Source organism: Vibrio sp. B1-2 (genome assembly GCF_963888445.1).
In the GTDB taxonomy this organism is placed as follows: Bacteria; Pseudomonadota; Gammaproteobacteria; order Enterobacterales; family Vibrionaceae; genus Vibrio; species Vibrio anguillarum.
The window spans coordinates 33,506-46,151 of sequence record NZ_CAWPJH010000006.1; the positions used below are offsets into that span (position 1 = coordinate 33,506).

10 protein-coding genes and 1 pseudogene are annotated in these 12,646 nt (G+C 35.7%); 9 read left to right on the forward strand and 2 right to left on the reverse strand.

Going from position 1 to position 12,646, the window contains the following annotated elements; genetic code table 11:
• Positions 1–21: 21 nt before the first annotated feature.
• The 7 genes from AACQ75_RS03060 to AACQ75_RS03090 all read left to right on the forward strand — a co-directional run bounded on the left by AACQ75_RS03060 (position 22) and on the right by AACQ75_RS03090 (position 8,490).
• Positions 22–1,245, forward strand: a complete 1,224-nt coding sequence (locus AACQ75_RS03060) for an FCSD flavin-binding domain-containing protein (RefSeq protein ID WP_170889480.1) — start codon at positions 22–24, stop codon at positions 1,243–1,245.
• 2 nt (positions 1,246–1,247) lie between these two features.
• Positions 1,248–2,078, forward strand: a complete 831-nt coding sequence (locus tag AACQ75_RS03065; RefSeq protein ID WP_170889481.1) for a tetratricopeptide repeat protein — start codon at positions 1,248–1,250, stop codon at positions 2,076–2,078.
• A 4-nt stretch (positions 2,079–2,082) separates the two neighbouring features.
• A complete protein-coding gene (locus tag AACQ75_RS03070; RefSeq protein ID WP_170889482.1) occupies positions 2,083–2,787 on the forward strand; it encodes a hypothetical protein in 705 nt (234 codons plus the stop codon).
• 51 nt (positions 2,788–2,838) lie between these two features.
• Complete coding sequence (locus AACQ75_RS03075) at positions 2,839–4,413, forward strand: ABC transporter ATP-binding protein (protein WP_170889484.1); 1,575 nt, start codon at positions 2,839–2,841, stop codon at positions 4,411–4,413.
• Between the two features lie 7 nt (positions 4,414–4,420).
• Complete coding sequence (locus AACQ75_RS03080) at positions 4,421–5,290, forward strand: JmjC domain-containing protein (RefSeq protein WP_170889486.1); 870 nt, start codon at positions 4,421–4,423, stop codon at positions 5,288–5,290.
• Complete coding sequence (locus AACQ75_RS03085) at positions 5,274–5,642, forward strand: nuclear transport factor 2 family protein (protein WP_170889487.1); 369 nt, start codon at positions 5,274–5,276, stop codon at positions 5,640–5,642. The genes AACQ75_RS03080 and AACQ75_RS03085 overlap by 17 nt, the downstream gene beginning before the upstream one ends.
• 100 nt (positions 5,643–5,742) lie before the next feature.
• Positions 5,743–8,490 (forward strand): M16 family metallopeptidase, encoded by a 2,748-nt coding sequence (locus tag AACQ75_RS03090; protein ID WP_170889489.1) that lies wholly within the window; start codon positions 5,743–5,745, stop codon positions 8,488–8,490.
• An 87-nt stretch (positions 8,491–8,577) separates the two neighbouring features.
• Here the strand turns inward: AACQ75_RS03090 and AACQ75_RS03095 are convergent, their stop codons facing one another.
• On the reverse strand, positions 8,578–9,444 hold the full coding sequence (locus AACQ75_RS03095) for an IS5 family transposase (protein WP_170889501.1): 867 nt from the start codon (positions 9,442–9,444) through the stop codon (positions 8,578–8,580).
• A 180-nt stretch (positions 9,445–9,624) separates the two neighbouring features.
• On the opposite strand from AACQ75_RS03095, the gene AACQ75_RS03100 reads away from it, so the two are divergent.
• Together AACQ75_RS03100 and AACQ75_RS03105 are read left to right on the forward strand one after the other, a co-directional pair.
• On the forward strand, positions 9,625–9,978 hold the full coding sequence (locus AACQ75_RS03100; RefSeq protein ID WP_170889490.1) for a hypothetical protein: 354 nt from the start codon (positions 9,625–9,627) through the stop codon (positions 9,976–9,978).
• 518 nt (positions 9,979–10,496) lie between these two features.
• A pseudogene (locus AACQ75_RS03105) lies at positions 10,497–10,637 on the forward strand (thioredoxin-dependent thiol peroxidase); the annotation flags it as partial.
• An 81-nt stretch (positions 10,638–10,718) separates the two neighbouring features.
• On the opposite strand, the gene AACQ75_RS03110 reads toward AACQ75_RS03105, so the two are convergent.
• Complete coding sequence (locus AACQ75_RS03110; RefSeq protein ID WP_013856282.1) at positions 10,719–12,590, reverse strand: methyl-accepting chemotaxis protein; 1,872 nt, start codon at positions 12,588–12,590, stop codon at positions 10,719–10,721.
• Positions 12,591–12,646: the final 56 nt, after the last annotated feature.

Below are 12,646 nucleotides of genomic sequence, written 5' to 3' on the forward strand. Positions count from 1 at the left end.
CGAAGATGTTTTTTACAGCTAATGGCTGCGTACACTTATATATCAAAAATAAGAGCTAACCCTATTTCTGAAAAACACAAGTTAGTTATTATAGGATGTGGGGTCGGTGGCATGGCTGCGTATAAATTTTTAAGGCAATTCAATAAATATATTAGTATCACTTTAATTGACAAGAGCCAAAAGTATTTTTGCTGCTTCAAGAGTAATGAGGCACTCATCGGTGAAATGAACTACTCTGACCTTTCATTTGAACTCGATTTTGATGGAAAGATTACTGCTGCAGTTGATAAAGTTGATGGACTTAACAAAAAAATTTACCTTGATAATGGTGAATTGGTAACCTATGACAGTTGTCTTATATCTGCTGGAATCGATTTCAACTATGAGAACCTAAAGTCAAACGTAAATAGCATTAAAGACCTACTTCCACACGCTTGGTCAGGTGAGAAAAGTTTCCAAGACCTAAGGGAACAATTGTTTAAGCTTAATAAAAAATCGATTATTGTTATTCGCGTACCAAACGGAAAGTACCGCTGCCCACCAGGTCCATATGAACGAGCGAGTCAAATAGCTTCATATATTAAGAAAAATGATTTGCGTCATAAAATCGTGATTTTAGGTGGTGAGAAAAATTTTTCTAAAAATGCTCAGTTTAGGTTGGCGTGGAAACGATTGTATAATGATAAAGAACCTATTATTTCGATGATCACAAAAGAAGAAGGTGGCGATATTGAAAGTATTGATTTTTCTACAAAGCAGTTAAAGACAGAAAATGGGCATGAAATCAACTTTGATCTTCTTAACTATATACCAGACCAACAAGCTCCAGACTTCTTAGTCAAGAGCGGGTTATGTAATGATGGGAAATGGGCGACAATTGATTCAAATACAATGGAGTCTACTGTACATCGAGATCTATATATTATTGGCGATTCTTGTTCAGCAACACCAATGCCAAAGTCGGCATTTTCAGCCCATTCCCAAGCAACCATGTTTTCCGGTGCTTTTATTTCTAAATTATTAAATTTAGAATATAAAAATAAAAAATTAATTAATACTTGTTTTAGTGTAATCGACAAAAACTACGCTATCTCTATATCTCAGGTTTACAAACCCAATACAGATGGCAGTTTTGACACGATATATCAAGGCATAACACCATTATACTCTACTCCCTTAGAATTTAAGTCTGAATATGAAAACTCGCATGCATGGTTTTCATCGATAACGAAAGGTATCTTCTAATAATGTCTCAATATTTTAAGCTATGTACAGCTATCAACTTTATATTTACTATCTTAATAGGGTCATTTGTGTTGAATATACAAGATGATCTTAGAAAAATTGAGTCAACGATTCTTGATAATAACAATTATGCAGACACTAAAGAGCCTGTGAATGTGTCGACGATAGATCGTGGTGATGATAAAATATACACTGAAAGTCCGATGGATTTGAAGGAAATTACTAACAATACAAATTATACCAAGCATTCAGAATTGACTAGTAATGATAATAAAATATCTTCATCTGAGTTGTCTGAAGAACGTATTGACTTTAGAAAGATAGAAAACTCGGATCTTTCATTTTACACCGATAGAATCACATCGCGTGCCGATTTAGTAAAGTCAATTCATAAATATTCAAAGCTTAACCACGAAGAGCTTAGCCCTGAAAGTCACCTTCTTGCTGCAAATATGTATTCCGAGCTCGCTTATCAATCAGGAACTAGTCAAGCAAGAGCATACGCATTGAAAGCTGAAGAAATTAGAAAGTTTGTAATCGAAAGTGAACCTTATAATTGGCAGGCTCAGTATGATTTAGCGTTTAGCTACTCTCTATACCCAATGTTTTTAAATAAGGTTCCAGATGCAATAAATCAATATGAAAAACTGAGAACACTCCAACAAACCTTGCCCAAGGAGGACAGGTTTTCAAATACATATGTTCAATTATCTCTATTGTATAAGAGACAAGGTAATCTTACCAAATCTATGGAAGTTTTAAACAGCGGGCTTGAGCAATTTGAAGACAGTGACGATTTGAAGAAATTATATATCACAATGGTACAGGAGTAATACTATGAATAATATGCAGCTAGAACAAAAATTTGATAAATTAGAGTTAATTTCAGATGTTAACTATGACCAAATTATGTTATTTCAACACGATGATTTGATCACGAAATTCGGTGAGCAATATTCTATTGAAAGGAATGAAGTATTAGATATATTCGAGGAAACAAAAAAATTTTTATATCTATGTGTTATGAGTCGTAAGAATGAATGTTTTGATATAAAAATAGACGATCAAACACTTATTCTTGATCTAATGTGGCATAATTTTATTTTGTTTACGAAAGATTATTTCCAGTTCTGTGTGGATCAGTTTGGCGCGATATTACACCATGTTCCTTGCAGTAAGGCAGAACTTAAAAATAAAATGAATGTTGTACAAACAAAAGGGATTAGTTGGCAAGAAGCTAGAAGTGAAGACCTCAGAGAACAACTTAATATTATTGAAAAATATCTAGGTAGAGAAACAATAGAAAAGTGGTACATAGAGTACCCACAGAAATATAATCTAGATACTTTAAATAAATTGAGAAAGAGTTTTACAGCTGCGCATAGAATTAATAGTAACGAAAGAGTCACATTTTTAGAACAAGAAGTTAAAGTTCTAAAAGTGGTGAATACTCCAACGCTTATCGAGATGCTTGTCGATAGACCTGGAGATAATGAATACTGTACTAGTTGTGGTGCATACTCTAGTTGTAATTCTTGCTAGTTTTAAAAAATTCCCTATCTTTGTGCTCTTAGATAGGGAATGAGGTTTATTATGAATTTAGTTAGTAATATTAAACGTATAATATTAGATGTAGGTGGTTTTAATACTAACCTTTTCCTCTACTTGTTATCATTGTCAATATCTTCAATTTTGTTTGTATCTTTTGGTGTAATAATAAAATCATTTATAGATTATAAAGCTAATGAAAACTTGTGGTTAATCAGTTGTATATTTATTTTTAGTAGGTTAGCCATACCAGTGATAAATTCAGGTAAAGACTACTTGTTTAACAAATGGTCAAACGATATTCAGGATAGGTCATACAATAATTTTTTATCGTTTAACTTACGTAGGAAAAATTCAATAGATTCTGCTACGTTTTTAAGGAAAAAAAATTACTTGGCACAAATAGAGCCAACATTAAGAGCTTCTTGCTTTTCTTGCCTAGGATCGTATCTAGATCTAGTTCTTACTTGCTTGATGGTTGCATTTCTTGTCGACTCATTCATAGCGTTATCATTTTTCATTCTATCTAATGCTTTTATTTTGGTTTCACTTTTGCTAACAAATAGAAGGAAAAAGTTAGTTTCATCAATGTTTCAACTAGAAAAAAACATTGAAAACTCAATCATTAATACTATTAACAACGCTGGAATTATTACTGCGTTTAAATCCGCACAAAGTAATATCTCTCTCTTCAGGAAAAAACACGATAAGCTTGTCAGCGTCAGGTTAGAATCTCAATATTCTCTTTGCAAAAACACGTTTATACTTTCTTCTACATATTCATTTATTTGTATGGTGATTTTTGCTCTGTGTACTCAAATTGAGCACTATATTTCCAACTACGTTCTAATAATGATATTTCTATCACAGTTATATCTACCTCTAAATTTGATTGCATTTTCTATACGTCAGATACAAAGAAGTTCAATGATGCTTGATGAGCTATTTCCTGACATTACGACTAGTTTTGATTATATGAAATCAAAGAATGAAAAGTTTGATGAGATCATAGGGCGAGGTGTTACGGTTTCTCTAGAAAATAATGATATATTTAGAGAAATAGATTTTTTGCTAAGATTTAAAAAGATCAACGTAATTGGTGGAGTGAATGGCATTGGAAAATCCACTTTATTAAGGGCAATCTGTGGTGAACTAGAACCTTCTAATGGAAATATGTATAGAAAAACTAAAGGTTTTGAGCAAAATCTATTAGAAGATGACTCTGGATTTTTATATCTACCGCAGGCAACTTCACTGTTTAATGATGGTCTTAGAGATACGTTGTCCAGATTGATTGACGTTGATCTAGAATTAATCATACAAAATGAAAAATATAGAAAATATAGATTAAACCGTCTATTCGATTTTCAGCATATTAATGAAGAGCTTTCACTTTCGCCAGGTCAAGTTAAGTGTTTCTTGATCGTTTTATTGTTGATAAAAACGGATTTTGAGGTTTTTCTTGACGAACCAACATCTGGTATGGATATGCATAAATCCACGATATTATCAAGCATACTAAATGAAATGCGTGATGACTACTTTATAATCGTAGTATCACACGATAATCATTTTTTACAGCAGCTTGAGGACAAAAATTTAATTCTTATTAAAAAGTAGAAATTCTATGAAAATAAATATTACTAACTTGGACTTTATTTCAAATAATCGTGATTCTATCCATTTCGGAGAGATTATAGGATGTGAACTAAAAAGCACTATAAGATCTAGGCTATTTCGTTTGCTCGAAAGTGATTTATTAGATTATCCAAGAATAAGGTTCTGTGGTGAAGGAATACCATTATCAAAGGGATTCAAAGGCTTTGTAGATTACAAAATTCAGGGTCATAATGGAGTCGTTCCACAACTAAATATACGTATGATTAATAGGTTATTGGGCGACGGTAACACGATGATAATAGATCGATGTCAACATTTTTTTCCGGAAATTTTCGAATTGTGTAAAAAAATAGAGAGTGTTTTTTTTGAGAAAGTCAATGCCAACCTTTATTATTCTACTAATAAAAATCCAAGCTTTGGTCTTCACTTCGACAGTATAGACGGTATAGCTTATCAGGTATTGGGTGAGAAAAATTGGGTCGTATACGAACCTACCGTGCACAAACCAACAAAGCATCAGAAGAGTTTTCTTTTTAATAAGCCATCTGGCAAGCCATTATTGGAAAAAACCATCAATGAAGGCGAGTTTATTTATTTACCAAATGGATTCTGGCATAATGTAGAAACAGCTAAGTCACCTTCAATATTAATATCATTTTCTATAAATATTAAAAAAATCTACGAACTAATACAAGAAATGAGTGATAACATGCATATATATCCTGAATTAAGAGAGTCAATTACCAGTTTAAACAATGATTCGGATATTAAAAAAGTTCTCTCTGTTTTAGCCGAAGCCCTATCAGCTTCTCGAATTGCAGAAGAGATATCAAAAAATAAATCTAAATTTGGACAAAATTATGAAACAACTAAGTGAAATCAGAAGTAATTGGCATAATTCCTTTCTTAGAGGAGAGGTTGAGATATTAAAGGCTATTGAAATGCCTTCATTTAAAGCTGTAAATGAATTTGGTATAGAATGTGGAGATGCCAGATACTCTACTATAAGTAAAAAAGTTTCAGACGGTCGATGGTTCAAAAGTAGTGTATATACAACAGATGTTAATCTAGAATTCCTATTGCTAGGAAATACGTGCTACGTCACAGGGCTTGGAGAGATTAGATCGATAGATTCTGTAATACGCCGGGTTTTCTTTTCCGAAATTTGGATAAAAATTAATGACGTGTGGAAAATAAATCAGATACATACATCCAATGCTAAGATATAAATACGTTTCTGGTATAAAGTTATTTAAAGAAATATTCCGAGGATATTTCTTTAGGTCAGTATTTTATTTTTTTTTGTTGTTGCAACTTTTTGCCTGTAGTATGTCTCCATTTACACTTAACCAAGATATAGTGTTCGTTGAGGAAACAAAAGAACAACCTAAGCAGATCTCACCACCGTATACCAAATACCATCTAAGCAATGGGCTTACCGTTATACTTTCTCCAGATAACTCAAGCCCATTGGTTCATGTGGAGGTCACATATCGTGTGGGTTCAGCTCATGAAGAGGTAGGAAAAACTGGATTGGCTCATTTTCTTGAACATATGATGTTTCAAGGTAGCAAGCATGCTGGTAAAGGGCTACATGCAAGTTTGGTTACTGAGTTAGGAGGGAGTTTTGGCGGTGCTACAAACCGTGACAGAACCAGATTCTATCAGTCAGTCCCATCCAACGAGCTTGAAAAAATACTCTGGCTAGAAGCTGATCGTATGGGGTTCTTAGATGATTCACTATCTAGAGACAATCTTGTAAGCCAACAGCGATTTGTTAGGAATGAAAAGTCATTTAATATCATTAATCGTCCTTATGAAGTTGTTTGGGAAAAAATGTCGGAAATTTTATTCCCCGTTGATCATCCTTATTCTTGGCCAACCCTTGGATATGAAGATGATATAGCCAAATACACACTCGAAGATGTAGCATCTTTTTATGATAAGTGGTATTCACCGACTAATGCTATTCTAACAATTGGCGGGAATTTTAACACTAATCAAACAATACTATGGATTGATAAGTATTTTTCTTCGCTTCCGTCAGCTCCATCAAATTTAGAATATTCTGATATTGATATTAGCTTAAATTATGATAAAAATATATATTTTGAAGCTGGAATCGAGCACCAGACTCTTGTATTTAGTTGGCCTACAACGACTATATCGAACAGAGATAGACCAGCTATTGATATATTAGCAGACCTACTAGATAGGCATGAGAAAATCTGGTTACCGGATAGTATTAGCGATTTTATACTAGAGTCAGGCTCGTTTCATCGTTGCGGTAAACAGGCCTGTAATTTATATATATACGTCGTTTTTGATGATAAATACATAGGAGTAATTGAAAAAAATAAGCTTAAAATTAACAATTCTATCACAGCAGCAATTAAGGGGAAGTTTGAAGGTTTTCATTTGTTTGAAGCAGTTAATAATAGAGTTTTCGATATTCTTTTATCCTTACAAAATAGTAAAGAACGTGTTTATAAGTTATCAGAATATGAACTATATTATAATAATCCAGGATATTTCACCAATGAAATTAATCAATATACATTGTTGACTAAAAAAGATATTGGCTTAGTCTTCGATAAATATATATTTAACAAAAATAAAGCTTCACTTATTGTTAAACCTATCAAATCACATCAAAGTAATGTTAGTTTTTCAAAAAAAATCAATGAAAATATAATTTCATCAAATAAGGCTTTTGAACCAGATAAAAAGAAAGTAATATTAGATAACTTTGATCGCTCTTTGATCCCCTCTCCGCAGTTAAACATTAAAGTAGACAAAGCGATATTATACCAGATAGATTTTGAAAGAGGATCAGCATTTATTGGTAGTCAAGAGGCTGATTCTAGTATTTCACATTTGGTGCTTAGTATTCCTTCTGGGCACTCAAGCGCTTCAAAAGGAAAAGAAGGAATAGCTTTTATAACAGCATCTGTGATCGTTAGAGAGAGTATGAAAGAACAACTTAAAAAATATGGTTCAAGAGTAAGTTTTTATATTGATCATGATAGTACAAATATAAAAATTTCATTTCAAAATAAATTTCTACGCAGCGTTTTATCTATTTTAGAAAGTTCGGTGTTTAATCATAATTTTGAAGGGGAAAATTTAGAATTTCATAAGGTTAACTTGACTAATGAATTGATTAAAAATAGGAAAGAGGTGCGCTGGATAGTTGATAATACACTATATCAACAAATGCTACCTGAGGCCTATGGCTTGGAAGGTTCAGTTAAATCTATCAAAAGCATAACAATAAATGATATAACTAAATTTTACCGTCATAATTACCTTTCTAGTGGTTTGAAGATAACCCTAACTAGTAGTATTCCAATAAATTTGATTAAAAATGAACTTGATTTTCTAAATAGTAAAGGAACTAATAGAAGTCCTAATGTTCACCAACATAAAATAAGTGATTTTTCAACTCAGAATATATTTTTTGTTGACAATAAAAAAACAAATCAAAGCACAATAGCATTTGTAAGTGGAGGTGATTGCTTTGTTTCAAAAAATGATATCAAGAAACACAATGCAACCAGTCTGTTTTTTTCTGGTGAATTTAATAGCAGGCTAAATTTGCAGTTGAGAGACAATAGTAATGTTGCTTATAAAGTCAAAAGTAAGTATTCGAATGTTTTCAAATCTTCCTATTTTGTAATATCTACTAATGTTTCAAATCAATTCGTATCTAGGGTTATCAATGAGATTAACTCTGAATTAAATAAGTATAGTACATATGGTATAAGTGATAGAGAAATTAAGTTATTGAAATTAAATTACGAGTTATATTCTAGATTGGATGACGATACTATTATAAACGTCAATAATTATATTGATAATAATGAACTTATAGGGTTGGATAATAAAATTCAAATGGTTCAATCTGAATTTATGGAGTATTTAACTAGGTCTGAATTGAACAAGTTTATTAAAAAATGTTATAAGCCAAGTAAATTCAAAGTTATAGTCATTGGTGATAAAGACTCGTTACTTAATCAGTTAAACTCTCTGGGTATTCCAATAAGTCTTGTATCACATGATGACTTGCTAAAATAAGGATTATCTCATTTGGATTTGTTGCCTAATTCTGGCTTTGTTGCGTAATTCGGTCAGAGAACCAAAATACCTTCAATTGAGTAGTTCTTATACAACACACTGTGTTTCAGGCATACCAAGCCCTGTAAGCTTGTTCAGTGCTTTAATCATGGCATAAGTTTCACCAACCTGAGCATTGTAGTTTCTCAGACTTAATCGTCCACCTAACAACTGCTTCACTCGATACATTGCTGTCTCTGATAGTGAGCGTCTATGATAACCGTACCGCTTTTTCCACTTATTGTTGGAGCCGTAGAGCTTCTGGCAACCTACCGCTAAATTCCTAGGGTGACCATTCTCCCAGAAGGCTGCCCCTTCTCTTGGAGGGATGAGTGGAAGAGCTCGCTTGAACCGTATGGCATCGTGGCAATCCCTTGTGTCATAAGCGCCATCACCAGATATCTCGATTATTCTTCGGCGTGTTTGCTTGAGCAAGTTAGGAAGGGCTTCTGCATCGGTAACAGTCGATAAACTCAGTTCTTCCGCGACGATTTCGTGAGTGCCAGTGTCTACCGCTAAATGCAACTTTCTCCAGATTCTACGCTTCCCGTCAGTACCATGCTTCTTGACCTTCCATTCACCTTCGCCATAAACCTTGAGACCCGTCGCATCAATAGATAGATGTTGTATTGCACCTCTAGTCTTTGGTTTAAATGAAACCTCGATTTGCTTAGCTCTTCGACTGATACAACTGTAATGTGGACAGACTATAGGGACGTTAGCCAATGAAAAAACAGAATCGATAAACCCTTGCAATGCTCTCAACGGCATTGAGAAAACTCGTTTCACCATAAGCGCAGTGGTAATGGCTAAGTCGCTGAACTGACGAGGTCTACCACGTTTATCTTGTTTACTCTGCTTCCACTGGCGAATGGCTTCTTCATCAATCCAAAAAGTGAGTGAACCACGGTTGATTAAGGCTTTGTTGTACTGTTTCCAATTCGTTGTTTTGTAGCGAGGTTTCGGATGAGGCTAGGGTAATTAACATACTTAGCCGATCAGATCGTAAGTTTCTGATTTAGTTCCATCGAATTACGCAACAAAGCCTTTTCCCTGCTCAAGGCGGTCAAAACCCTACTTTTCCCACAGGAGGGTTTGTCTTATCGTGAGGCCGCTCATGAGGCTATAAAGCTAGTTGCAAATGGTGGTATTGTGGTGGTGGGTGTTGCAGCCGAAGAAGTTATTGAGACGTTTATTCTCAGCGTACCTCTGTTAACGCCGATAGCTGGAATGCTGACTGCAGTGCTAGTGGGGGCGTTATCTGCTATCGGAATATCACTGGTTTGCTACTTGCTTTACCGTGTGGACTTGTTTGGCGCTATTGATATTCAGCGCAGCAAATTCGTATTGAGAAAATTGGATCAGGAAACCCAGCTTAGAATTGCTCGCTGTGACGAAATTGCCAATGAAGTTGAGCAATATCTAGAAACAACGCCACTTCTGGCATAGATCTGTTCTAGAGAAAACTGAAAACAACAAGGCTGCCAACTGGCAGCCTTTCTGAACAATGTTACTCAGGCAAGCTGGGTAAAAATTGTTAGCATGCAATTTTATACCTTTTCACCGATAGGTAACTCATATGGGTTTCCCACTCCGGATTGATCTGCACTAATCGCTGGACACGTCACGAAGCCACTTTCCAATACCAAAAGTTATACGTATTTTCCTAATTTAAGTGATTACCCTAAGAAGGTTTTGTCCAAAAGTGAGTTACAGGTGTGATCACCAAGCGTGTGATCACCGAGCGATTCTGTCGTATATACTAGTGGTTCCACGTCATAGCTTACCTAAGGTTTTTATGACAGGCTTCAATTGGTAAATCGGTAAATAGAGCCAAATTTACAAAAAATTATGACAAGTGCTATATTTGTAGTTGAGTAAGAGAAAACATTAATCTAACCCACTATTAAAGAAAGACTTTTCTGAAAAACGTCAAGATTTTCGTCAGAAATTTTTTACAAGGGTGTCAATTCATGGGCAAAGTTTATGATGGCCTACACCGGGTTAGCTTTTTAATTAACGAGCAAGGTATCATTGAACAGGTTTTTGATAAATTCAAAACCAAAGATCACCATGAAGTGGTACTTGATTATCTAAACGCCCAATAATCAAAACTCGACTGAAATAAAAAATGCCAGTTCTTAATACTGGCATTTTTGTAACACGGCTAATCAAAAGTTGATGTGTAATTACACAATGAACTTATTGAGCAGAGCATCTTGCTCACGAACGTTTTCCGTTTGAACCTGCATTGCGATATTGGCTTCTTCAGCAGATTGTGCCACTTGCGTCGACAAATCTTTAATCTTCACTGTATTGGTGTTGATCTCTTCAGCCACAAGGCTTTGCTCTTCTGCCGCAGAGGCAATTTGGATATTCATGTCCGAAATCACTTGTATCGCATCACGAATACGGTTCAATGCCGAATTTGCCGTTTTCGCTTTATTCACCGCATCAACAGCCGTCGTTTTACTTTCATTCATAGCCGAAGAGACGGAACTCGCCCCTGCTTGTAATTGCTCAATCATACTGCGAATTTCGGTGGTCGATTGCTGAGTGCGCTGAGCTAGTGTACGCACTTCATCAGCAACAACGGCAAAACCACGGCCAGATTCACCCGCTCGAGCCGCTTCAATCGCCGCGTTTAAGGCAAGCAAGTTAGTTTGATCAGCAATGTCATTAATCACTTTCAAAATAGTTTCAATATTCGCCGTCGCGGACTCTAGGCCTTTCACCTCTTCCACCGCTTGGTCAATGCGGGCCGATAAATTGTCGATCGACAATGTCGTTTCACTGACCACACTGGAACCATCTTGCGTTGCTTCATCGGCTTCTTTCGCCGCTGCTGCTGCACCTTGCGCATTATTGGCAACTTCTGTCGATGTCACTGCCATTTCATGCATTGCAGTGGCTAGTTGCTCTAACTCTTGTAACTGGGTGCGCATCGCTTCTGCTGACTCATGAGCACCTTGCACCGTGAGCTCGGTACCACGCATGATCTCTTCACCAATCGCTTTTGATTGCGTGATCTGCTTTTGCAGCGTCTCAGTAAAGGTATTAAACCCTGATGCGAGTTGAGCAAACTCTTGGTCCGTATTGGTATCCAAGCGTTTGGTTAAATCCCCCTGCCCTGAGGCGACATCTTGAATCGCTTCATTGAGCACACCTAATGGACGCATTAACACTTTAATCAGTAGCGTCAAGCCAATCACACTCAACACAAGCCCAATTAACGTATAGATAATAGAGCTATTGCGTAATACGCCAATCGCATTGAAGGCGATGGATTCATCAACAATCGCACCGATGTACCAGTTCTCACTTGGAATATGAGTGAAGCTGACGAGATAATGGGTACCATCAATTTCAATCTGTTGGTCCCCCTCTTTCAGAGTCACTTGCGGTAAATAAGTCGATAACTTCTCACCATTATTTTTGGTATCAGGGTGAGCAATCGTCGCTCCGTCACCTGAAACGATAAAGAGGTAACCCGCATCGAATAAATTAATAGAGTTCACCAATTCAGCTAAACCCGTCAATTCCATATCGTAGAACATGGCACCAGAGAATCGACCTTGATCGTAAATAGGCGTACCAATAGAAATGATCACATTTTTGGTAGAAATATCGACATACGGCGCTGTAACGATAAGTTTTTTCGATGCTTTAGCATCCACAAACCAAGGGCGCTTGCGAGGATCGTAATCAGCGCTTGGCTCCCAACCGTCATCATTCTCCACCACTTTACCATCGGATTCATACCCTAACCCTATGGCTAAAAAGCTTTTTTTCAACTTCGGTTTTTCAAGAATGTTTTTAACGTAATCCCGGTTGAGCGGATCAAGCTCAATCACCTCAGTCATTGACTGAGCTAAGGATTTTTTGCTTTCCATTTCAGAAACAATGGTGTTTTTAACCCCTGCTTCCATTTCATTCAGACTTTTTGTAACTAGGGATTCTATTTCCGAGCGAACAATGCTCAGTTGCTGAATAGAAATAAGCGAGACGGTAACAAGCAGAAGTGCAGAAGAAGCTGCAACTATTTTTTGGCTAAACTTCATAAGTATCCCTCATTGATGCCAAATTAATTATCATTTTTGTGGTTATAGTTAGTTAT

Bases quoted from the DNA above. Each gene is read 5' to 3' on its own strand.
- AACQ75_RS03085 (WP_170889487.1), top strand. From the start codon at position 5,274: ATGAAACAACTAAGTGAAATCAGAAGTAATTGGCATAATTCCTTTCTT.
- AACQ75_RS03090 (WP_170889489.1), top strand. From the start codon at position 5,743: ATGTCTCCATTTACACTTAACCAAGATATAGTGTTCGTTGAGGAAACA.
- AACQ75_RS03070 (WP_170889482.1), top strand. From the start codon at position 2,083: ATGAATAATATGCAGCTAGAACAAAAATTTGATAAATTAGAGTTAATT.
- AACQ75_RS03065 (WP_170889481.1), top strand. From the start codon at position 1,248: ATGTCTCAATATTTTAAGCTATGTACAGCTATCAACTTTATATTTACT.
- AACQ75_RS03080 (WP_170889486.1), top strand. From the start codon at position 4,421: ATGAAAATAAATATTACTAACTTGGACTTTATTTCAAATAATCGTGAT.
- AACQ75_RS03060 (WP_170889480.1), top strand. From the start codon at position 22: ATGGCTGCGTACACTTATATATCAAAAATAAGAGCTAACCCTATTTCT.
- AACQ75_RS03075 (WP_170889484.1), top strand. From the start codon at position 2,839: ATGAATTTAGTTAGTAATATTAAACGTATAATATTAGATGTAGGTGGT.
- AACQ75_RS03110 (WP_013856282.1), bottom strand. From the start codon at position 12,590: ATGAAGTTTAGCCAAAAAATAGTTGCAGCTTCTTCTGCACTTCTGCTT.